Genomic DNA, 21,799 nt, shown 5'->3' with positions numbered 1-21,799 from the left:
TTATGATGCTTTATTTGGTGCTAAGTTTTGTTCTGATTTTGGCTGCTGTATTTGCAATATCGGCTCGACTCCTTTCCAGATGGCGCATTGATAGCTATGATTTTTTCAACCGAAACAGCTTGCTAATGTACTCTGCCACCCTAGGTCTTCTGTTTATCGCTGTGTTCTGGGGCACTTCCCACTCCGAAGTTGTGCTGTTGTTCGCATTGCCCTTGGGGTCTGAGCACTGGCTAGTGTTTACAGCAATTATTTTACTGTCCACTATTTCAGGTCTATTACTATTTAAACTAGAAGCTTGGATGATATCTCTAAAAACCAAACAACAAGCGCAATCCCGTACGTCAGTGGTGTCCTATTGGCAAAAGAAATGGTTTGTTCCTGTTGTGGTCTCAATTGTGTTGATGGAAGAGGTTATATGGCGAGCCTACTTGCCATTAGCCATGTTTCAAGAGTGGTCGTTCTCTCTCTCATGGGCGCTCGTCATTAGCTCACTAGCATTTGGGGTTCATCACATATTTTTTGGCTGGATACATGTTATTTTTAAATCAGTATATGGCTTTATTTGGTTGTTAATGACTTTGAGTTCCCAATCATTACTGCCTGCCATTATCGCCCATTGCGCCTTTAATTTTGCAGTCTATTGGCACAGTGCAAATCAAGTCAACACTTTAATCAATGTGAACGAGGAGCAATAAGGCTGATATGTCAAAAATACTCAATTTCAAAAATATCCACAAGTCTTATGACTCCAACCTCGCTCTCAAAGATGTCAGTTTTTCAGTTAGTGCTGGCAAAGTTCTGGGAATTTTGGGCAGAAACGGGGCTGGAAAAACCACCATAGTCAATTTGTTAGTGGGGCTTCTTTCATCAGACGAAGGAGAAGTGGAGTTATTCAATTCGCTTCCTCCGTACGACCAAAACACTCGTTCAAAAATAGGTTTGGCGCCTCAAAGAATTGCTTTGTACAGCAGTTTGTCTATTATGGAGAATCTGACTTTCTTCGCGACTCTGCAGGGCTTAAAGGGAAGTGAACTTGAGCACAAAGTAAATTACGCCTCGGAAAAAATGGGACTGCATACCTTTATCCATCGCAAGGTGAAGTCTTGTTCTGAAGGAATTAAACGTAGAGCAAATATGGCGGTGGCACTGCTGAGTAACGCTGAACTATTGTTACTGGATGAACCTACTGCAGGTGTAGATATTCAAAGTCGGCAACACATATTAGACGTTGTTCTAGATCTGAAAAATTCAGGCAAAACTGTATTGTATACCACGCATTATATCGAGGAGGCGGATCAGGTCTGTGACGAGGTCCTAATACTACACGAGGGCCGAGCTTTGGCTTGTGCTTCCACACTGGATCTTATTGCTCAGTATGGCGGCGATAGTCAAATCTCTTATCAGCAGAGTGAGCAGGGGCAACCTGTGGTTCTTTCTAGCAGAGAACCAGCGAAAGCTGTGCATCAATTATTTAATTCTCACTCCAGCATTTTTAATCTCAAGGTTATTCCGCCCAGCCTGCAAGACGTGTTGACAAATTTGCTGAACGGAGAAAAACTCAGTGCGTGAAATCATCTATTTAATCAAAAAAGATTGCATGTTAATTGTCCGTGATGCATCCAACTTAGTCATGATTTTGTTGTTACCTCTTTTGATCGCGACCATCTTTGGGGCCATTAACAGTGTCAGTGAGGAAACCAATAAACTAGCCATAGCCTTGGTGGACAATGATAAGACAAAAATAAGCACCGCCTATGTAGGTAGATTATCAAAACGAGAAGAGCTGGAAATAATTCAAAGCTCGTTGGAAGAGGCACAAAATGCCACGCGTTTGGGGGACGTCATTGCTTATTTGATTTTGGAGCCAGGTTTTGGCGCTGGATTACAACAGTTTCCTTTTATTACCTCTCCTTCCGAAATCCGCATAGTATCGGATCCCAAGCGCAAGATGATTTCTGGCATGATAACCGGCATCACGATACCTACCGCGATGGAGTTAGTGCAGGAAAGACAAGGAAGTGGTAATTCGGATATGGCCAGTCAAAGCCTAGAGCCCCTGAAAATCACTCATGAAGATTATGTCGTTGAAAGCGATCTACCCGTGAGTGCTTTCAGTATTACAGTACCACAAGCTTCACTTTGGTCCATATTAGCCTGTGTAGCCATTATGAGCTCCAGCCTCGCCACAGAAAGATTGCAACAAACCATTTTGCGATTAAAAGTCTCCCCTACTCCCATGTGGGTTATTTTGTCCTCCAAGATTCTATCTTGTATGTTCACTATTTTTGTTTCCTTTGTAATTTTAATCGTATTCGGAAAAATTGCGTTTCAACTCAATATTCAATCTTTCGCTATGCTGAGTTTCGCCATTTTGTGTTCGGCATTTTGTTTTGCCGGACTTATGTTAGCCATTGGCAGTATTGGATCTAACCCTGAATCGGTAGCAGGCGCAGCCTGGTCGATTATGGTCATATTTGCCATGTTAGGGGGGGGTATGATGCCCCAATTTTTAATGCCTGAATGGCTGTCTTATCTCAGTAACATAAGTCCTGGGAAATGGTCTATTTTGCTGATGGAAGGGGCAATTTGGCGTGATTATTCAATAGCAGAAGCTCTTTTGCCGGCAGCTATTTTAATCGGTCTTGGCGGATTGGGTTGTGCCGCTGGCATTAGAAACCTCAATCAAGAAAAATTTTTATGAGCCAAATGCAAAATAATCAACAAAAGGACGTAGGCAAAGAGGCCTGTGAGGATATGTTGTCCATTCTGCACAAACTTGAATTTGGCGACACAGCTCCGTTGCACAAACCAAGTAATCTCAAACCGATCTATTATTCAATTTTTGCTTTATTAATACTAGGGGCTGGCTATATTGCAGTTCAGATCTTATCCACAGGTAAACCAACTGAGGTCAGCGTAATTGGCACTCCACAGAACACTAGCTCTTTCGGCTTGGCTCTAGATGCCCAATTAGAGGTATCTGGTTTTGTTGTTGCACCAGAGAGCACCACAGTGTCAGCCAATGTAACGGGTAGAGTGACCGGTATTTCCGTAGGGCTTGGGGATTTGGTGCAAGCGGGTCAAGCTGTCGCCACTTTAGACGACAGGCAAGCAAAGATAGAGCTAAATACCTTTGAAACGAACTTGAAATCTCAGTTATCTCTTAGAGAGGTTAGGCTGGAAGATTTAGCTTTAGCACAAGCTTCCAGTGATAGAGCCAAGCGACTATTAGAAGAGCAGCTCATTAGTGACGAAGCCTACGAACAAGTAATCAGTCAGGTCATTATCAAGAAAATAGCAGCCATCCAGTTAGAGCAATCCATTGATGAGTTAAAAAATGGAATTCTGCAGACTCAGCTGTACCTCGATGACCTAATTATACGCTCGCCGTTTAATGGTATAGTGACCGCTATGAGCGCTAACGTCGGCGAAATTATTTCTCCTGCATCTGCCGGGGGCACTTTTACCCGAAGTGGCATATGCACCATCACAGATTTGTCTTCTTTGGAATTTCATTTCGATGTTAATGAACGCTTTCTTCCACAAGTGGTAAACAGCGACAGTATTAGTGTCAGTTTTACCTCTCAACCCGATTTGCTAGTTGAAGCCAAAATTAAACAAATCGCTCCAATTACTGACAGTCAAACAGGCACTGTTATAGTCATAACAGAACCTGTTGAGCAAGTGCCCACAATCAATCCAGGCGCAACGGTAACAGGGGTGTTTACTAAAAAACCAGACCATTTAAATGACGCACCTAAAGCTATTCTGATTCCTAATTCAGCGGTGCATATTCTAGATGGAAAAACCTATGTATTTGTTGAGGTAAACGGTGTTGCAAGACGGAGGCTAGTTGATGCAAGACAAAAGGCAAATGACGATTATCTGCTAACAGATTTGCCGCAAAGATTAACGGTTATCTCATGGTCTGCTTCACCTCTAACAGATGGTCAAGACATCATTATTAAGCGATAATATTATGTTTTTACAAATAAAAAAATTGTCAAAAGGATATCGAAAAGGCGACACACGCATTATCGCCTTGGATCAAATTAACCTGAATGTCGAGCAGGGGGAGTTTATTGCTTTAACTGGCCCTTCGGGCTCAGGAAAAACTACACTGCTGAATATTATCGGCGGGTTGGACAATCAGGATGCAGGTCAAATACTCATTGAAGGCCAGGTACAAACCAAAGGTTGCGATGCAGAATCTGCGTTTTGGAGAGCGCAAAATATAGGTTTTGTTTTTCAGTTTAGTAATTTACTGCCTTATTTAAGCGCTGCACAAAATGTGGAATTGCCACTACTCCTAACCAGTCTATCATCGAAAAAGAGACGAGAACGAGTCAGTGCAGCACTGGAACTTGTGGGACTAGCCGATAGAGCCTCACACTATCCCAACGAATTATCTGGTGGACAGGAACAAAGAGTCGCGATTGCAAGAGCTTTTGTCAGTTCGCCAAAGTTAATGTTGTGCGATGAACCTACCGGTGATCTGGATAGAGAGTCTGCCAAATCAATTCTGAACTTACTCAACACATTAAAAACAGAGTTTAAGAAAACGATCATTATGGTGACACACGATATGATAGCGGCAGAAGTAACTGACCGACGCATAGAGTTGTACAAAGGAAAGCTAACTCAAGCCATTGTTTCTTCAGAGATCTCCCCATTTTCAGATAAGGAGCGCTAGTGTGGGTTTGTTGCAGATAATAGTGAGGAATATGTTACGTAAGCCGGTACGGCTTGTACTGACTATTATACCTATGTGTTTGGCATTTTTTGGTTTTAGTTTGATTGTTGGCATCGATAATGCGTATGACGTAGAATTTGAATTAGACGATAAACGTCGCATAGTTACTATAAACCGGCAGTCAATTACCCAGCCGTTAATGCAACCTGCCATCGAACGGGTTAGAAAAATGCCACAGGTAAACGATGCCACTTTCGTCACTTGGTTTGGCGGTTACTTTCTCAAACCTGACCAGACCTTTTCTCAATACGCTATTGAAGAAGACAATTATTTTGCAGTGTTTGACGGAATTCAAGTTCCAGATACTAGTTTGCCCTTGTGGAAGGAAGATCCAACAGCTGTTTTAGTCACACCGGTACTTGCTGAGCGTTTTGATTGGAAAACAGGTGACAAAATCATACTCACTACTAGCATTTGGACCCAAAAGAATTTCAGCAGTGATTGGCCCTTTACCATCGCTGGGATTTTTTATGCCGAGGACGGTACTGAAGAGGAGTCCATGTTAATTAAACATACTTATTTGGAACGGAATCGTTTGTTTGGTAGAGGTATGACTAGTTTTTTTGTATCCCGGATTCGTCCTGAATATGACGTCAACAATACTATCACCCAGTTAGACAACCTGTTTGAAAATAGCAAAAGTCCGACTTTTACATCAAAAGAAAGCGCTTTCGCTGAATCATTTCGTAGGCAGTTAGGCGATTTAGCACTAATGACAAAACTCGTATTAGCCATTGCCGTTCTGGTAGTGTTTTTACTCACATCTAGCTCTATGGCTCAATCGCTGGTGGAGCGAAAAAGAGAGTTGGCACTCTTTAGTGCAGTGGGTTACTCAAAAAGAAAGATTAGTTCATTGTTAGTGATCGAGAATATTTTGGTTGTTGTGTTGGCAATGCTGATTGCTACTTGCATTACTTTTGTAAGCTCCTGGATACTGGGACAAATACTTGTGGATGGTCCATTCTCTGATATTGAGCTCAGGTTTTGGGACATAGTTCAAATTACCGCCATCGCTATTTCTCTTGGTGCAACAGGCGCAACTCTTCCTTTGCTAAAATTGCTGAAGGAAGACTTGTCAGCTAACTTAAAATCGGCGATTTAGCATGAATCTGTTTTTAAATTGTTTACGATTAGACATTAAGAGTTCAGCCAAAAGGCGTTACGAGGTTGCTTCTATTCTAATTTGTTCCGCCAGTTTGACTTTAATCATTTTGGTGTTTTTGTCACTTCGCGTGGGGTTATCTGAGATGATTCAAACAGCGGGATCGGATAAACAATTGATATTACTGGGCAATGGTTCAGAAAGCGAAGTGATCAGTTCCTTTAATTTTCAACAAATTGAACAGCTAAAGACACTCATCTACGCGAATTCCAGTAACCCAGTTATCGCTCCGGAGCTTTTTACTAATATTCGAGTCGGTGACGCCACCAAGCGCGAAGCCCAAGTGATTGCTGTTAGAGGTGTAGGTGATGATTCACTGAAACTGAGAAGTCACTTCAGTATACAAAGCGGCAGAATGTTTGAATCAGGCAGACGTGAACTCATGGTTGGCAACAAGCTGATTTCGCGATTTCCCTGGTTGGGACTGAATCAAAAAATCACTTTGGGTTCATTAGAATGGATTATAGTGGGCGTTTTCTCAACAACTGAAACTGTTGCAGAGTCCGAGATTTGGGGGGACGTTAGCTTACTACAGGATGCTTACAACCGGGGGGCTATTTTTCAATCTATTCGAATTGGATTTGAAGATGCTGAAAGCGCTCAGGCGATAATGAATATGCTCAATCAGGAGAACAACAGAATCAGTTTAGTTGCCAAAACGCAGCGACAGTACTACGCAGGCCAAATTGATGAAATGACTCAGTTTGTAGACATTATCGCCATTCCCAGCATTATAATTTTAATCCTAGCCACAGGTTTTTCGTCATTGCAGAGCATGCATACCATGATTGAAGCGCGCCAGAGAGAAACCGCGTTACTAAGAGCAATAGGCTTTTCTTCGGCAAGTCTGGCGTCCAGTATTTACAGTGTCACCATACTGATCAATATAGCTGGTGCGGTAGTGGGAATATTGGTGACATTGGGCATATTTACCCAAACCAAAGCCGTGATTTTGAATCATCTCAGCCTAAGTGAAGTGGTTTTTCCATTTAGCATTACCTGGCAAAGTGCCTTCATCGCTGTTCTGACATCTATAGCTATGGCGTTGGTTAGCGGACTACCCCCGACTTTTATTTCACTAAAGCGCTCAATCGTTAACGGTATTAGAAAAGGTTAATTCAAGTAAGGAAATAATAATGAATCAACAAATGCATCGCTTTTTAGACATTGAAGCGCAAATCTGGCAGCTAAAAATGCAACATGATGCCGATGGATTAAAACAGTTCTTTACAGCCTTTGTTGAAGAGCAAATGCCAGAACAATTAAAGCACTGGCAGATCTATTATGGCGCATTTGTGTTATTGACATTGAGTCAATTGGGAGGAGACAGCAAAACACATTCACAACAGGCCATAACCTTGTTGAAAGATGCTCATGGTATAGAAGACAATAGCGATGAATTCTATAATCTGCTTGCCTGTTGTAGTGGTCACTTGGCGGCTGCAACTTCTGAGCCTATAGCGAAGGCGAGAGCAGGGATGACATCGGATAAATCCTTCAAGATTGCGCTTGAAATAAATCCTAACAACCCCCGTACTTACCTATTGCAAGGTTTGTCCTTTATGAACAAACCTAGGCTAGTTGGTGGGAGTAAGAAAAAAGCGCTTACGCTACTGACTAAATCTGTGGAGTTATTCGAAACTGCGCTGCCAGTAACAGAACAAATACCATCATGGGGGCACCTTGATGCTCTTTATTGGCTTTCTAATTGTCACCTGTTCTTCAATCACTTTAAAGAGGCTAGTCAGTATGTAGATCAAGCACTTCACATGGATGCCAGATTTAATTGGGGCTTGTCGCTAAAGCAAAAAATTGAACTTAAAAGTGCTAGTTAAGATTGGAGAAAGCAGAGTGTCTAAGTCTATCCAACAGAACCTGATGATAGCCTCTTTTCTAATCGGGATGAGTTTAGACATCTCTGCCGCCATGATAACCAAACCTGTGGAGAGTTGGTCTCACGTTAAACCTGAGCCCTATATTGGTGTAGGTGAGCTTGACTCTATAGAGCTTGCAGCAGACTTTTCTCTTCGGAGGAAGATCGCTTGGCAAATTTCAGCTGAAGTTTTAGCGCCTGCCAAACAACAAACCGGATTTGGTTTTATTGTGGAAAATAACCTTACTTCACTGTGGCAAACCTGGTTTTCCCGTGATGACATTGAGTATCTTTTAGACACAATAGATTCAAATTCAGCGTTTACGGGTTCGGGGCTTACAGAAAGTGCAGCCCAGAAGTTATTGTCGAGTATTCAAAGACCTAAATCGCCCAATATTGATCCGGCACCATTGACAGGGGGGTTCCAACTATTTTCTCCTGCAGTTTACAACTCTGATTATGTGCTTCACATATTGCAACACTTTCGTAGTATTGCTGCATGTCAAGCGGTGACGGTAAAATTAATGGACACACCGCTAGCGGACAAAGCATCTCATTCCAATTGTATGGTGGAATTTCCGGCAACCTCCATAATGATGAAATTAGCCTGGGGCGAAGTTAAATCTCAAAGTGCCAATGGCCTTTGCTATAAAAGTAATGTTAAAGATTTGAGCCCCAGCGGTGTACATCAGGTTATCGCTAATAGCGGTGCATGGGTTGAAAGAGGAGAGTATTGCCTAGATAAAACTAACGCTTTTACCATGAGTGATGGTGATAGAACCTTTGTCCTAAAAGGTTTTCACATTGTTACTAAAGAGCTTAAAGATTGGATATGGATCTCATTTATTTGGCAACCCGAACCAGATATAGGCTTTGGTAGTGACAGACCGGACAGTATCAGTGATGTCTACAGCAACTATATTATGTTAGTGTCGGTCAATGAACTGGAAATGGATCCCTCCCCAGGAAATGGAATGAATAACCTCCCGCTGTTTACTGGCAGTAAAAAATTATTTTTAAACTATCGCAATAAAAAAGAGGTAATCACTTGGAACTCTAACCCTTTTATTGAAGGGCCCGATTCCACCAGTAATTGTATTAGTTGTCATCAGGGAATATTTGCCACGGGCAAATTTGGGCCAAATACAGAGCGTAAACATTTTCCTTATGACTATACCTTTGGCACGCAAAACCGTGATCTTATCTTGATGCCAAGAGTATCATTCAGAAAAGCCATTAACCGAGCCGCAGCGAAATTTAGGTCTAGTCACAAAGATGACAAATAGGGTAAGCGAACTCAGTTTTGAAAATTAACAATGTACTTGAAAAAGCTAAGGAGGTTAGAAGTGCCCCGATGGTGGTGGTGAATAGTCTAATAGTATTTGTAGCTTTAGAGTATCAAGCCAGAGAGAAGCTGAAAGAATAAAAGGCCTACGTAAGGGGCAAGCCCCTTGTATTTGCATATTTGTCGGCGGGGTTTTATGCCGCGTAGCTTTAAATAGGTCGCTGTTAATAATTGCTATTTATGGAACGTAATATTTCCTATAATAGTAATTATTGATTAAGTATTGATGTAACCAACTAATGTTAAAGCAACTTGTAGTCGCTAGTAGTCTAATTATTGTTAGCGGATGTGATGACAACGTTAAACCTAAGCAATCAAAGGCTGCAGTACAACCTTATCAATTAACAACACTTGAACATTATCAGCATCAAGCTAATAACTTACTTCGCAGTATTAGAGTGCAAAAAGACGCAGCTAATTTAGAAACTCAATCTGCTGATTTAGTCGCGCTATCGCAGACTATCCTCAATGACTTGATAGTTGATTATCCACAATGTGCTGAATACATAAATGCGCTTATTGCTGTTGCTGATTTGCTCCCTTCATTGCCCCTAGAAGAAATTGAAAGTGGTTATCATAGCGATGGTAAGCTACCTAAGTTTGACGATCCCATATGTTATCACGGTAAGGATTTATTGGTTCATCCTGCGACTGTACAGGCGGTTGCTCGTTTAGGATTTGTTGACCCACAAGCTTATGAATATGCTGAACTTGAGATTATTGAGGTGATAGCTCATTTTGATCTGGTTGAACAAGCATTAAATAAATAACAAAATGCCGGAGTGTTAACGGGTACTGACATAAAATTGTCATACCAGCTTGCTACTTTAGCACTCTCTTAATGAAGTAATGGGTTGATGATAAGTGAGTGCTCGGCTAGGTATATTAGAAAATATCTTAAAAAACAGTGAAATAACGACACTGTTTCAACCCATCTTTGATATTGCAGGGCAGCAAATTTTAGGTTACGAAGCATTAAGTCGAGGCCCTAAAAATTGCGATCTAGAGATGCCAAATGCGCTTTTTAGTGCTGCAATTGTGCACGATAAAATCTCAGAGCTTGAGTTGTTATGCCGTTCAAAAGCGATCGAAAATTTTGTAAGGTTAAAACTACAAGGCAAATTATTCTTAAATGTAAGTCCTAAAACGTTACTTGATCCCTGCCATCCGAAAGGCGAAACATTACACCTAATTAAGCAGTTTGGCTTGGCCGCTAATAGAGTGGTGATTGAAGTTACCGAACAAGAAAAGGTTGATGATGGTTTTTTATTGCTGAAAACAATTGCCCATTATCGCCAGCTCGGTTTTTCGATTGCCATCGATGATTTAGGTGCAGGCTACTCAGGGTTAAAGCAATGGTCAGAATTATGTCCTGACTATGTGAAGATTGACCGTTATTTTATTGACCATTGCGATGAAAGCGTGGTTAAAAAAGAATTTTTAAAATCAATTATAGAGTTAGCGAAAGTTACCAAAACAGCGGTGATAGCAGAGGGCATAGAGCGGGTTGAAGAACTCAGTTTACTTGAAGGGCTAGGCATTGTGAATGCGCAAGGCTTTTTGCTGGAACGACCAAGTTTAAAACCTAGCTTAGCGTTTGACTCAGCTCAATTACAGCAATTAAGTTTTACCCCACTTAACAATCAGTTTGAGCAATCAATGGCGATAGGTTGGTTAGCAATCGAACAAGCCCCAATAGACAGTCATACTCGTTGTAAAGATGCGCATAATATTTTTGAAAAAGATAAATCGATTATCAGTCTTGCGGTTGTCAATGAAAGCTTGCAGCCGATAGGCTTATTACACAAAGATCAACTGACAGAAGTATTTGCGGCTCCTTATGGCCATGCTTTATACGACAAACAACCGGTTACGGCACTAATGCACAAGCAACCCTTGGTAGTTGATGAAAATCAGCTGCTTGATACTGTTAGTCAGCAAATTACCGAAAATGATTTTGATATTCGCCGTCATATTGTGATCACTCGCACTGAGCAGTACTTAGGGCTCGCGCCACTGCGGGATATTTTAAAACATATTACGGAAGAGAAAATTCGTCATGCTCAGCATGCTAATCCACTTACTATGCTGCCGGGGAATGTTGCAATTAACGAAGCAATTGAGCATAGATTAAGAGCCAAACACAGCTTTGCATTAGCCTATATTGATTTAAACCACTTTAAGCAGTTCAACGATTTATATGGTTACGCCAGTGGTGATAGTGTTATCAAATTATTGGCCGATGTTACCACCCAAGCTTGTAGTAACGTGCCCAGTTTTGTTGGTCATATTGGTGGCGATGATTTTATGGTGGTCTTTGATGGTGATGATGCGGCTACAGTATGTAACAACATAATAACTGAGTTTGAGCTGAAATCTCGTGCATTCTTTACGCCAGAGCATATTGCCAGTGGTGGTTATTGGGCAACTAATCGTGAAGGTGAAAAGCAATTTGTACCTTTACTTACTTTATCGATTGGCGTTGTTGAACCCGATCTAGAGCAGTGTACTAACAGTCATCAAATTGCTGCATTGGCAACAGATGCTAAAAAAGAAGCAAAACGTTATCGCCACAGCTATCTATTTTTATGTAAACGACGTGGCCCTGCTTTGGCGGTTGTACGTTTAACTCCTGAGAAACAAGTCATATAAAATAACGTTAAGTAGGGCTGTTTTTCTTGAGTATTTATTGCTCAGCGTGTAGCTTTACTAAAACACTAGAAAATAATAAATATGACTAGGTATTTCTTTTCACTCATCTCGCTCTCGGTACTTATTGTTAGTACTGTATGCAGTGCTAAAACTGCAGCAAAAGAAACGATCACAATCGCTCAAGAACCTCGAACATTATATAAACGAGATGCATACTTAAAAGAGTTACTGCAACGTGCGCTTGATGCTGCTAATTATTCAGCCCAGTTAGAATCTGTCGTGGTACATCCTCACCAGCAGCGCGCGCTCATAGCCCTTGCCGATAATAGCGTTGACCTATATTGGAGTATGACCAGCCCCGAACGCGAAACCTTAGCAATACCGATAAAAGTGCCGTTATTTAAAGGTTATATTGGTAAGCGAGCCTTAGTAACTAGGCAGTTGTTTCTTAATCGCTTTGCTGATATCAAGAGCAAAGAGCAACTAAAAGGGTTTACTGCAATTCAAGGGCATGACTGGCCCGATACCAAAATATTGGCATATAATGATTTATCGGTGCGACCGTTTGCAAATTATCAAGCGATGTTTAATATCGTTTTGACCGGACGAGTTGATTACTTTCCTCGCTCCTTTATAGAAGTAAGCTCAGAGTTAAAAGAAGTTAATAAGCAAGCGCTGGTTATTGTGCCAAATTTATATATTAGCTACCCGAGTGCTTTTTATTACTTTGTGGCCAAACACAAGCCAGAACTGGCAAAAACGCTCAGCGATGGCTTAGCTATTATGCAAAAGAACGGTAGTTTTGATGAGCTATTTAACCAGTATTTTGGCGATGATTTAAAGGCCTTGCCATTTGATCCGCAAAACACTGTTGAGATCAAATTAGAGAACCCTTATTTTAATCATTAAAAAAGGAGCCTAGGCTCCTTTTAGTATCGATCTGAGTATAACTCGCTATTAGCGAAGTAACGCTTCAGTTAATACTGGGCGAATTTCACGGATCATCGCTTGTGTTAATTTTGGTGCGCCACAGATAATATTACCGCTGTGAGCGTAATTATTACCACCGGCAAAATCTACAACCATACCGCCAGCTTCTTTAACCATTAGTTCACCTGCAGCTGAGTTCCATGGTTTCAAACCAATTTCAAAGAAACCATCAACACGGCCAGCTGCCACGTATGCCATGTCTAGTGCAGAACAACCGGCACGGCGAATATCAGCAGTGTGAACAAACAATGCTTTGAATGCTTCAGTATACGCATCCATATGGTGTTTGTTTTTGAATGGGAAACCAGTGGCAAGAACAGTACCAGAAAGAACGGTAGTTTTACTTACACGAAGACGTTTGCTATTTAGCTGTGCGCCTTGACCACGAGAAGCGGTGAAAAGCTCGCCACGAATTGGATCGTAGATAACAGCTTGGTCTAGACGACCTTTAACTTTAAGTGCGATAGAAACCGCGTAATGAGGGATGCCTTTGATGAAGTTTGTAGTGCCATCAATAGGATCAACAATCCATTGGTAATCTGCATCTTTACCTACGTGCTCACCTAGCTCTTCACCAACAATAGAGTGAGTAGGGTAAGATTGTAAAATAGTGTCGCGAATTACGGCTTCGGCTTCTTTATCAATATTCGTTACTAAATCATTAGTGCCTTTTTGTTGCACTTCAACTTTTGATAAATCTTCGCCAGCGCGAAGTAAAATTTTGCCTGCGTTACGCGCAGCGCGAACCGCAATGTTTAACATTGGATGCATGGTATTACCTTTGGGTTGTAAAAGAACGTGTATATATTTCTATATATTTCAGCCGGCGTATTCTAGCGATTTTTGGCACAAAGTAAACAATAAACCCCAAAAATTTTTGCTTGTTTTTTGTACTGGCTTGAGTTGCAAGGTAAAAATTACAAGACAAAAGCCAGCATTGATCGTTGATACATAAAACTTCCCATATTTATTACCTAGAACCTAGAACCTAGAATCTTTGCTGCTTACAGCTTTTCTCTATGTTATAATTCGCGCAATTTTTTGGTATGAGTTAAACAGTAATGATCTTAGATGACATCCGCATTGTTTTAGTAAACACCTCGCATTCAGGTAACATCGGCTCAGCGGCGCGCGCGATGAAAACCATGGGCTTATCAAAACTGTATTTAGTTGATCCAGCGTGTGAAGTTGATAGCCACGCCAGCGCATTAGCAGCCGGTGCAACTGATGTGCTAGGTAATGCGGTAATAGTTGACACAGTTGCTGAAGCGATTGCAGGTTGTGCTCTAACTATTGGTACTAGCGCCCGTTCACGTACTTTATCGTGGCCGATGGTGGAACCACGTGAGTGTGGTGAGAAGCTAGTTGCTGAAGCTGTTACTGGTCCTGTGGCATTAGTTTTTGGTCGCGAAAACAGCGGCTTAAGTAATGAAGAACTACAACTATGTAACTACCATGTGTGTATTCCTGCTAATCCTGAATACAGCTCGCTTAATTTAGCAATGGCTGTGCAGACCTTGTGTTACGAAACACGTATGGCGTTTTTAAATCAGCAACCAAAAGCCACGCAAGTAGATGATGCTGTGTATCCAAGTTCAAAACAAACCGAGTTATTTTACGAACACTTAGAACAAACCTTACTGGAAACAGGCTTTATTATTAAGCAGCATCCGGGCATGGTAATGACTAAGTTACGTCGTTTATTTAACCGCGCACGCCCAGAAGATGCAGAGCTAAATATTTTGCGCGGTATTTTAACCTCAATAAATAAGTCTACTAAATAAGCGAAAGTTATAAGACTAATACTTGACTAAATTACTCAGGTAATTACAATGAACACAGTACTTGACTAAAACAGTCGGGTATTGAGGTTTAGCTGATAGCTGATAGCCTCTAATATAATACTTGACTATTTTACTCTGGTAATTAAAATTTGCACTCTTTAGTGCGGGGGCTCCATGAAGTTAACATCAAAAGGCAGGTATGCCGTCACAGCGATGCTGGATGTTGCGCTACATACAAATGTAGGGCCAGTTCCCCTTGCCGATATTTCAGAACGACAAGAAATTTCTTTGTCGTATCTAGAGCAGTTATTTGCCCGGTTACGTAAAAGTGGTTTAGTCAGCTCTGTGCGCGGACCTGGTGGTGGTTATTTACTCGGTCGAGAAACGCATGCAATTTCGGTTGGTGATGTGATCAACGCCGTTGATGAATCAATAGACGCAACCCGATGCCATGGTGCAACAGGCGGCTGTCAAAGCGGAATGCGGTGTTTAACTCACACCTTATGGTCTGATCTAAGTACCAGAATAGAAGACTTTTTAAACGGTATTACCCTTGCTGAATTGGTGGAAAAGTCAGATGTGAAGGAAGTTTCATCTCGCCAAGATAACAGCGTTAATAATGCACTCAAGCAATTGGAAAATATTCAAGTAAGCTGCCAACTATAAGTTGGCGTCCAGCGGAGAAAGAAATGAAGTTACCGATTTATTTAGATTACGCAGCAACCACGCCAGTTGACGAGCGTGTAGCAAAAGAAATGATGCAATGCCTGACAATGGATGGCAATTTTGGTAACCCTGCATCACGTTCACACCGTTTTGGTTGGCAAGCTGAAGAAGCGATTGATCAAGCTCGTACTGATATCGCAGATTTAATTAACGCAGACCCACGTGAAATCGTTTTCACTTCGGGTGCGACAGAATCAAACAACCTTGCAATTAAAGGCGCAGCACAGTTTTATAAAAAGAAAGGTAAGCACGTTATTACCGCTAAAACTGAGCATAAAGCAGTGATCGACACCTGTCGTGAGCTAGAGCGTCAAGGGTTTGAAGTAACCTATATGGACGTTGAAGAAAACGGCCTACTTGATTTACAAAAATTAGCCGACACAATGCGCGATGACACAGTATTAGTGAGCATTATGCATGTAAACAACGAGCTAGGTGTAATTCAAGATATCGCGACTATTGGCGAAATGTGTCGCGAACGTAAAATCATGTTCCACGTTGATGCTGCACAAAGTGCCGGTAAAGTTTTAATCGACGTGCAACAGCTTAAAGTTGATTTTATGTCTTTCTCAGCGCACAAAGTATATGGCCCGAAAGGTATCGGTGCATTGTATGTTCGCCGTAAACCGCGTGCTCGTTTAGAAGCACAAATGCATGGTGGTGGTCATGAGCGTGGAATGCGCTCTGGTACGCTAGCGACTCACCAGTTGGTTGGTATGGGTGCAGCATTTAGAATTGCCAAACAAGATTTCGAAAAAGATCATGCTCACATCAGCGCGCTTCGTAAGCGTTTAATTGATGGCATTATGGCTGATATGGATGAAGTGTACTTTAACGGTACGCCGGACCAATCAGTACCAGGAATAATTAACATCAGCTTTAACTTTGTTGAAGGTGAGTCGTTATTGATGGCTGTTAAAGATATTGCTGTATCATCAGGTTCTGCCTGTACTTCAGCAAGTTTAGAGCCTTCTTATGTATTACGTGCGCTTGGCCGCAACGATGAATTAGCACACAGCTCAATTCGTTTTAGTATTGGTCGTTTTACCACCGAAGAAGAGATTGATTATACCGTCAATTTAATGAAAAACTCTATCGGTCGCTTACGTGAGATGTCTCCTCTTTGGGAAATGCATCAAGAGGGTGTTGATTTAGATTCAGTTGAATGGGCTCATCATTAATTGACGAGCACATCCACTAGCAGGTAATGAGGATAGAATTATGGCGTATAGTGATAAAGTAATCGATCATGTTGAAAACCCACGTAACGTAGGTGTATTAGACAAAAATGATCCATCAGTAGCAACGGGTATGGTTGGCGCACCAGCATGTGGTGACGTAATGAAGCTGCAAATTAAAGTATCAGCTGCAGGCATAATTGAAGATGCTAAATTCAAAACATACGGTTGTGGTAGCGCAATTGCTTCATCGTCACTTGTAACAGAGTGGGTTAAAGGCAAGACATTAGATGAAGCTGCAATGATCAAGAACACTGATATCAGTGCTGAGCTTGAATTGCCTCCAGTGAAAATTCACTGTTCAATTTTAGCTGAAGATGCAATTCAAGCAGCAATTGCAGATTACAAAAGTAAACAAGCGAAGTAAGAGATAAATCATGGCAGTGACATTGACAGAAGCGGCAGTAAACCGCGTAGAATCATTTTTAGCAAATCGCGGAAAAGGCTTAGGCCTGCGCGTAGGCATTAAAACGACGGGCTGTTCAGGTCTTGCATATGTTCTTGAGTTTGTTGACGAGTTATCTGAAGGCGACGAAGTATTTGAATCTAAAGGGGTTAAAGTAATCGTCGACGCTAAAAGCTTAGTTTATATTGATGGCACCGAGCTTGATTACACTAAAGAAGGTTTGAACGAAGGGTTTAAATTTATTAACCCAAATCAAGCTGATGAGTGTGGTTGTGGCGAAAGTTTCACAGTATAAACAATAAAGTGATTGTACTCTTAAGCCCTGCACCTGTAGGGCTTTGTTCTATCTGAATTTTAAGCCAATAGATTGTTGGCATGGTTGGAATTATGCGCTATTTTGAATTGTTTGCGATACCCGTTGATTACAATGTAGATTTGGCAAAAGTAACTAAGAATTACCTCGAACTCCAGCGTGCCGTTCACCCAGATCGCCATGCCAATGCCAGCAGCCGTGATAAGTTATTAGCCGTACAAAATACCGCAGAAATTAATGATGCCTTACAAATTTTAAAGCATCCGGTAAAACGCGCAGAATATATGCTGAGTGAATTGGGTGTTGATATTCGTGCCGAGCAGCAAACACTACAAGATCCACTCTTTTTAATGCAGCAAATGGAATTACGTGAAGAGCTTGAAGAGCTAAGCACAAGCGATGATCCAGACACAGCGATTGCTCAGTTCGAGAAGCAAATAAAACAACTAGACAGCCAATACAGTGCGCAACTTGCTGAGCAATTGGCAAGTAATGACGAGCAGCAATGGCAGTTAGCCGCTGATAGCATTCGAAAATTAAAGTTCGTGTATAAATTACGAGATGAATTAGAGCGTATTGAAGACAGTTTATTCGACGATTAATTATCTAACTTACTGCACCATTGGTAAGTCAAACAAGAGTTAAAGATCATTATGGCATTATTGCAGATTGCTGAGCCGGGGCAGAGCGCGGCACCACATGAACATAAGTTAGCAATTGGTATTGACCTTGGTACTACCAACTCACTTGTTGCGACAGTACAAAGTGGCGAAGCCCGTACATTAACCGATGTTAATGGCGCAGCCATGTTACCGTCTGTTGTACGTTACGCCGCTGATGGTATAACAGTAGGCGAACTTGCCGCTCAAGCTGCAACACAAGATCCTGTAAATACTTTAATTTCAGTTAAACGTTTTTTAGGTAAAACTCAAGCTGAAATAGAGCAAAGCTACGGCCAATTACCGTATGATTTTTGTCAGCATGATGGCGCATTAGCGATTACCACCGCGGCTGGCAACATCAGCCCAATCACCGCATCAAGCGATATTTTAAAAGCATTAAAGCAACGCGCCGAAGAAAGTTTTGCAGGGCAAGATATTTTAGGTGCCGTGATCACAGTACCTGCTTATTTTGATGATGCACAGCGCCAAAGCACCAAAGATGCTGCAGAGCTTGCTGGTATTAATGTACTGCGTTTATTAAACGAGCCAACTGCAGCCGCGGTTGCTTATGGTTTAGATTCAGGCCAAGAAGGCATTATCGCAGTTTATGATTTAGGCGGCGGTACCTTTGATATTTCAATCTTGCGTTTAAACCAAGGTGTATTTGAAGTACTGGCAACCGGTGGTGATTCAAGCCTAGGTGGCGATGATTTTGACTCATTATTAGTGGATCATTTTAAACGTGAAACCGGTGTGATGACGCTATCTCCATCAGTATTACGCTTATTTATTAATAAAGCTAAAGCTTGTAAAGAAGCACTAAGCCAATATGCTAAAGTGAATGTTGGTCTTGAGTTTGATGATGAAAAATACACGGTTGAAGTCACTCGCGAAAAGTTTGAAGAACTAGCCATGGTGCTGGTGAAAAAAACACTCCGTTCGTGTCGCCGTGCAGTTAAAGATGCTGGTATTACAAACGACGAAGTACTGCAAGTAGTTATGGTCGGCGGTTCAACCCGTATGCCAATCGTACGTAACCAAGTCGCTGAGTTTTTTAATAAAGAGCCGCTTACCTCTATTGATCCGGACCGCGTCGTTGCACTTGGTGCAGCATTACAAGCGGATGTGTTAGTGGGTAACAAGCCTGATTCAGACATGTTGTTACTTGATGTATTACCACTGTCGCTTGGCCTTGAGACTATGGGCGGCTTAGTGGAAAAGATTATTCCGCGTAATACCACTATACCTGTAGCACGAGCACAAGAGTTTACCACTTTTAAAGATGGTCAAACTGCAATGTCTCTGCATGTATTGCAAGGTGAACGAGAGCTAGTTGATGATTGCCGTTCATTGGCTAAATTTAGCTTAAAAGGTATTCCACCAATGGCAGCCGGTGCGGCGCATATTCGTGTGACCTTTAAAGTCGATGCCGATGGCTTACTTAGCGTATCTGCAATGGAAAAATCAACTGGCGTACAAGCTGAAATCCAGGTTAAACCATCGTTTGGTTTGTCAGATGACCAAGTAGCTAATATGCTTAAAGAGTCGATGACTAATGCCAAAGATGATATGCAAGCGCGTATGCTCAAAGAGCAACAAGTTGAAGCATTGCGTGTTATCGAAGCACTTTATGCATCATTAGCAACAGACAGTGCTTTACTTGCTGAACATGAATTAACTAACTTGAACGCTGAAATAGCGAAGCTAGTTACAGTTCGTGAGACAGCTACCGAGCCAAATCAAATAAAAGCAGCCATTGAGAAAGTTGATAACGCCAGCAGTAAATTTGCTGAGTTAAGAATGGATGCATCGATCAAAAAAGCACTGCAAGGGCAGTCAGTAGACAACGTTTAAAAGAGGTTAGAATGCCACAAATTATTTTTCTTCCCCATCCGGAATTATGTCCTGACGGCGCTGCAATTGATGCACCAAGTGGTGAAACAGTTCTTAATGTTGCACTTAAAAACGGTATCAGTATTCCACATGCTTGTGAAAAGTCATGTGCGTGTACCACTTGTCATTTAGTTATTCGTGAAGGTTTTGACTCACTTGATGAAAGTGACGAGCTTGAAGACGACATGCTAGATAAAGCATGGGGTTTAGAGCCTGAATCACGCCTAGGTTGCCAAGCAATAATCCGTGATGAAGACTTAATAGTTGAAATACCGAAGTACAATCTCAATATCGTTAATGAAGAGCATTGATTTAAAGCGCAGCTATAAGTTGTAAGCCTTAAGCTTTAAAGAAAACACCGCGCTCAATTTGAACGCGGTGTTTTTGTTTTAGCTTACAACTTACAGCTTAAGGCTCATAGCTACACACCGGAGGGATTTCTATGTCACATCTTATATTTACTGATTCATTTATTAACGGTGAGTTTTACTCCACTGAAAAACACTTTAGTGTTGATGATCCCGCTACACAGCAAAGCATCATCATGGTAAGTGATATCGATGATGATGGGGTTCATAAAGCCATCAACGCCGCTCACGGCGCATTTATTAAACTCAAAGCCACCAATGCCACAACGCGTAGTAATGTATTAATGCGTTGGTTTGAACTGGTTATGCAACATAAACAAACTCTTGCTGAATTAATGACTAAAGAGCAAGGTAAACCATTAAAAGAAGCCCTTGGTGAAGTTGAATATGGGGCTGGGTTTATTAAGTGGTTCGCAGAGCAAGCCAAACGTAGCTATGGTGATGTGATCCCCGCCACTGATGACAATCATCGTTTAACTAGTTTTAAACAGCCTATTGGTGTGGTTGCAGGCATAACTCCTTGGAATTTTCCAATTGCTATGGTTACCCGTAAAGTTGCACCAGCCTATGCCGCTGGGTGTAGCTTTGTACTAAAACCTTCGGAACATACACCTTTATGTGCTTTAGCATTAGCTTATTTGGCTGACCAAGCCGGTTTTGAAAAAGGCGCTTTTAATGTATTGCTCTCTGAAAACGCTAAAATGGTGGGTGAGTTACTAACTGAATCTGAACTTGTTCGTAAGTTCACTTTTACCGGTTCAACGGGCGTAGGTAAGCAATTACTTGCACAATGTGCCCCTACTATTAAGCGTACTTCAATGGAACTTGGTGGTAACGCGCCGTTTATTATTTTTGATAATGCCGATTTGGATGAAGCGGTAACGGGACTTATGGGGGCAAAATTTAGAAATGGCGGGCAAACTTGCGTCGCGGCTAACCGTATTTTTGTACAGCGTAGCGTGCTTGATCAAGTTGTCGATAAATTAGCTAAAAAAGTTACAGCACTGAAAGTCGGTAATGGGCTTGATGACGCAACAGATATAGGGCCGTTGATTTATCCTAAAGCTAAGCAAAAAGTACAAGAGTTGGTTGCAGATGCCAAAGCAAAAGGTGCGGTACAAATAGGTGATAATGTTGAGCTTGGTGGTAACTATCAAGCACCGCTGATTTTAAATGGGGTAACTGCGGAGATGGACATTTACCATCAAGAAGTTTTTGGCCCGGTGGTGAGTATCATTGTATTTGATGAAGAGCCTGAAGTTTTAGCACTGGCCAACGATGTGCCTTATGGTTTAGCTGCTTATTTTTATAGCCAAGATTTGAAACAAATATACCGAGTGAGCGAAGCGTTAGAGTACGGCATGGTAGGTATTAACGAAGGGTTAATATCAAACCCCGTCGCACCGTTCGGTGGGGTTAAGCAGTCAGGTCTTGGTCGCGAAGGTGGCCACCAAGGGCTCGACGAGTACCTCGAAGAAAAATATGTGTGTATGAAAATTTAGCTTTAGAGCGGTAAGCTATAAGTTTTAAGCTGTCCGAGTGCTTTTTAAGTGTTGACATAATAATTTGCAACGCTCAAATTTTTGGCTTACCGCTTACCGCTTACCGCTTACCGCTTACCGCTTACCGCTTAC

The 21,799-nt window shown here is 41.6% G+C and carries 22 protein-coding genes; 21 read left to right on the top strand and 1 reads right to left on the bottom strand.

The window, feature by feature from the left end; all coding sequences use genetic code 11:
• Positions 1-2: 2 nt before the first annotated feature.
• The 12 genes from H5163_RS19700 to H5163_RS19645 all read left to right on the top strand — a co-directional run bounded on the left by H5163_RS19700 (position 3) and on the right by H5163_RS19645 (position 12,694).
• Positions 3-695 (top strand): CPBP family intramembrane glutamic endopeptidase, encoded by a 693-nt coding sequence (locus H5163_RS19700; RefSeq protein ID WP_182735794.1) that lies wholly within the window; start codon positions 3-5, stop codon positions 693-695.
• 7 nt (positions 696-702) lie between these two features.
• Entirely contained in the window at positions 703-1,569 is an 867-nt protein-coding gene (locus tag H5163_RS19695) for an ABC transporter ATP-binding protein (RefSeq protein ID WP_182735793.1), read from the top strand.
• The gene (locus tag H5163_RS19690; protein ID WP_182735792.1) at positions 1,562-2,701 is read left to right on the top strand and encodes an ABC transporter permease; all 1,140 of its coding nucleotides are present in this window, start codon (positions 1,562-1,564) and stop codon (positions 2,699-2,701) included. The genes H5163_RS19695 and H5163_RS19690 overlap by 8 nt, the downstream gene beginning before the upstream one ends.
• Positions 2,698-3,975 (top strand): efflux RND transporter periplasmic adaptor subunit, encoded by a 1,278-nt coding sequence (locus H5163_RS19685; RefSeq protein ID WP_182735791.1) that lies wholly within the window; start codon positions 2,698-2,700, stop codon positions 3,973-3,975. Before H5163_RS19690 ends, H5163_RS19685 begins: the two co-directional genes overlap by 4 nt.
• A gap of 4 nt (positions 3,976-3,979) precedes the next feature.
• Positions 3,980-4,693 (top strand): ABC transporter ATP-binding protein, encoded by a 714-nt coding sequence (locus H5163_RS19680; RefSeq protein WP_182735790.1) that lies wholly within the window; start codon positions 3,980-3,982, stop codon positions 4,691-4,693.
• A 1-nt stretch (position 4,694) separates the two neighbouring features.
• Positions 4,695-5,855, top strand: a complete 1,161-nt coding sequence (locus tag H5163_RS19675; protein ID WP_182735789.1) for an FtsX-like permease family protein — start codon at positions 4,695-4,697, stop codon at positions 5,853-5,855.
• Between the two features lies 1 nt (position 5,856).
• The gene (locus H5163_RS19670) at positions 5,857-7,032 is read left to right on the top strand and encodes an FtsX-like permease family protein (RefSeq protein ID WP_182735788.1); all 1,176 of its coding nucleotides are present in this window, start codon (positions 5,857-5,859) and stop codon (positions 7,030-7,032) included.
• 19 nt (positions 7,033-7,051) lie between these two features.
• Positions 7,052-7,750, top strand: a complete 699-nt coding sequence (locus H5163_RS19665) for a hypothetical protein (protein WP_182735787.1) — start codon at positions 7,052-7,054, stop codon at positions 7,748-7,750.
• Between the two features lie 16 nt (positions 7,751-7,766).
• Positions 7,767-9,074 (top strand): hypothetical protein, encoded by a 1,308-nt coding sequence (locus tag H5163_RS19660; RefSeq protein WP_182735786.1) that lies wholly within the window; start codon positions 7,767-7,769, stop codon positions 9,072-9,074.
• 298 nt (positions 9,075-9,372) lie between these two features.
• The gene (locus tag H5163_RS19655) at positions 9,373-9,903 is read left to right on the top strand and encodes a hypothetical protein (RefSeq protein WP_182735785.1); all 531 of its coding nucleotides are present in this window, start codon (positions 9,373-9,375) and stop codon (positions 9,901-9,903) included.
• Positions 9,904-9,997: 94 nt separating this feature from the next.
• Positions 9,998-11,785, top strand: a complete 1,788-nt coding sequence (locus H5163_RS19650) for a bifunctional diguanylate cyclase/phosphodiesterase (protein ID WP_182732645.1) — start codon at positions 9,998-10,000, stop codon at positions 11,783-11,785.
• An 81-nt stretch (positions 11,786-11,866) separates the two neighbouring features.
• Positions 11,867-12,694, top strand: a complete 828-nt coding sequence (locus tag H5163_RS19645; RefSeq protein WP_182735784.1) for an ABC transporter substrate-binding protein — start codon at positions 11,867-11,869, stop codon at positions 12,692-12,694.
• 48 nt (positions 12,695-12,742) lie between these two features.
• Here H5163_RS19645 and suhB read toward each other — a convergent pair whose 3' ends face one another.
• Positions 12,743-13,546, bottom strand: coding sequence for an inositol-1-monophosphatase (gene suhB, locus H5163_RS19640; protein ID WP_145236520.1), 804 nt, complete (start codon positions 13,544-13,546; stop codon positions 12,743-12,745).
• Positions 13,547-13,836: 290 nt separating this feature from the next.
• On the opposite strand from suhB, the gene trmJ reads away from it, so the two are divergent.
• From trmJ to H5163_RS19595, 9 genes are all read left to right on the top strand, one after another.
• Positions 13,837-14,559: a tRNA (cytosine(32)/uridine(32)-2'-O)-methyltransferase TrmJ gene (trmJ, locus tag H5163_RS19635; protein ID WP_182735783.1), complete on the top strand. Its 723-nt coding sequence runs from the start codon at positions 13,837-13,839 to the stop codon at positions 14,557-14,559.
• A 174-nt stretch (positions 14,560-14,733) separates the two neighbouring features.
• On the top strand, positions 14,734-15,225 hold the full coding sequence (iscR, locus tag H5163_RS19630; RefSeq protein ID WP_145236527.1) for a Fe-S cluster assembly transcriptional regulator IscR: 492 nt from the start codon (positions 14,734-14,736) through the stop codon (positions 15,223-15,225).
• Between the two features lie 23 nt (positions 15,226-15,248).
• On the top strand, positions 15,249-16,466 hold the full coding sequence (locus tag H5163_RS19625) for an IscS subfamily cysteine desulfurase (protein ID WP_149980538.1): 1,218 nt from the start codon (positions 15,249-15,251) through the stop codon (positions 16,464-16,466).
• A 40-nt stretch (positions 16,467-16,506) separates the two neighbouring features.
• A complete protein-coding gene (iscU, locus tag H5163_RS19620; RefSeq protein WP_145236533.1) occupies positions 16,507-16,890 on the top strand; it encodes a Fe-S cluster assembly scaffold IscU in 384 nt (127 codons plus the stop codon).
• A gap of 10 nt (positions 16,891-16,900) precedes the next feature.
• Positions 16,901-17,224 (top strand): iron-sulfur cluster assembly protein IscA, encoded by a 324-nt coding sequence (iscA, locus tag H5163_RS19615; RefSeq protein ID WP_145236536.1) that lies wholly within the window; start codon positions 16,901-16,903, stop codon positions 17,222-17,224.
• 92 nt (positions 17,225-17,316) lie between these two features.
• Entirely contained in the window at positions 17,317-17,844 is a 528-nt protein-coding gene (gene hscB, locus H5163_RS19610; RefSeq protein ID WP_149980539.1) for a co-chaperone HscB, read from the top strand.
• A gap of 51 nt (positions 17,845-17,895) precedes the next feature.
• Positions 17,896-19,758 carry a Fe-S protein assembly chaperone HscA gene (gene hscA / locus H5163_RS19605; protein ID WP_145236544.1) on the top strand — a complete coding sequence of 621 codons (1,863 nt, stop codon included), beginning with the start codon at positions 17,896-17,898 and terminating at the stop codon, positions 19,756-19,758.
• Positions 19,759-19,769: 11 nt separating this feature from the next.
• Positions 19,770-20,108 carry an ISC system 2Fe-2S type ferredoxin gene (gene fdx, locus H5163_RS19600; protein WP_145236547.1) on the top strand — a complete coding sequence of 113 codons (339 nt, stop codon included), beginning with the start codon at positions 19,770-19,772 and terminating at the stop codon, positions 20,106-20,108.
• 131 nt (positions 20,109-20,239) lie between these two features.
• Positions 20,240-21,667 carry an NAD-dependent succinate-semialdehyde dehydrogenase gene (locus tag H5163_RS19595; RefSeq protein ID WP_182735782.1) on the top strand — a complete coding sequence of 476 codons (1,428 nt, stop codon included), beginning with the start codon at positions 20,240-20,242 and terminating at the stop codon, positions 21,665-21,667.
• The last annotated feature ends 132 nt before the right edge of the window (positions 21,668-21,799 follow it).

It is taken from the genome of Pseudoalteromonas sp. SG44-8, from assembly GCF_014164125.1.
Lineage (GTDB): Bacteria > Pseudomonadota > Gammaproteobacteria > Enterobacterales > Alteromonadaceae > Pseudoalteromonas > Pseudoalteromonas rhizosphaerae.
The sequence above is the reverse complement of the archived record's forward strand: the minus strand, read 5'-3'. Positions and strand labels throughout refer to the sequence as shown.

Bases quoted from the DNA above. Each gene is read 5' to 3' on its own strand.
- H5163_RS19700 (WP_182735794.1), top strand. From the start codon at position 3: ATGATGCTTTATTTGGTGCTAAGTTTTGTTCTGATTTTGGCTGCTGTA.
- H5163_RS19695 (WP_182735793.1), top strand. From the start codon at position 703: ATGTCAAAAATACTCAATTTCAAAAATATCCACAAGTCTTATGACTCC.
- H5163_RS19685 (WP_182735791.1), top strand. From the start codon at position 2,698: ATGAGCCAAATGCAAAATAATCAACAAAAGGACGTAGGCAAAGAGGCC.
- H5163_RS19680 (WP_182735790.1), top strand. From the start codon at position 3,980: ATGTTTTTACAAATAAAAAAATTGTCAAAAGGATATCGAAAAGGCGAC.
- H5163_RS19670 (WP_182735788.1), top strand. From the start codon at position 5,857: ATGAATCTGTTTTTAAATTGTTTACGATTAGACATTAAGAGTTCAGCC.
- H5163_RS19665 (WP_182735787.1), top strand. From the start codon at position 7,052: ATGAATCAACAAATGCATCGCTTTTTAGACATTGAAGCGCAAATCTGG.
- H5163_RS19655 (WP_182735785.1), top strand. From the start codon at position 9,373: ATGTTAAAGCAACTTGTAGTCGCTAGTAGTCTAATTATTGTTAGCGGA.
- H5163_RS19645 (WP_182735784.1), top strand. From the start codon at position 11,867: ATGACTAGGTATTTCTTTTCACTCATCTCGCTCTCGGTACTTATTGTT.
- suhB (WP_145236520.1), bottom strand. From the start codon at position 13,546: ATGCATCCAATGTTAAACATTGCGGTTCGCGCTGCGCGTAACGCAGGC.
- trmJ (WP_182735783.1), top strand. From the start codon at position 13,837: ATGATCTTAGATGACATCCGCATTGTTTTAGTAAACACCTCGCATTCA.
- iscR (WP_145236527.1), top strand. From the start codon at position 14,734: ATGAAGTTAACATCAAAAGGCAGGTATGCCGTCACAGCGATGCTGGAT.
- H5163_RS19625 (WP_149980538.1), top strand. From the start codon at position 15,249: ATGAAGTTACCGATTTATTTAGATTACGCAGCAACCACGCCAGTTGAC.
- iscU (WP_145236533.1), top strand. From the start codon at position 16,507: ATGGCGTATAGTGATAAAGTAATCGATCATGTTGAAAACCCACGTAAC.
- iscA (WP_145236536.1), top strand. From the start codon at position 16,901: ATGGCAGTGACATTGACAGAAGCGGCAGTAAACCGCGTAGAATCATTT.
- hscB (WP_149980539.1), top strand. From the start codon at position 17,317: ATGCGCTATTTTGAATTGTTTGCGATACCCGTTGATTACAATGTAGAT.
- hscA (WP_145236544.1), top strand. From the start codon at position 17,896: ATGGCATTATTGCAGATTGCTGAGCCGGGGCAGAGCGCGGCACCACAT.
- fdx (WP_145236547.1), top strand. From the start codon at position 19,770: ATGCCACAAATTATTTTTCTTCCCCATCCGGAATTATGTCCTGACGGC.
- H5163_RS19595 (WP_182735782.1), top strand. From the start codon at position 20,240: ATGTCACATCTTATATTTACTGATTCATTTATTAACGGTGAGTTTTAC.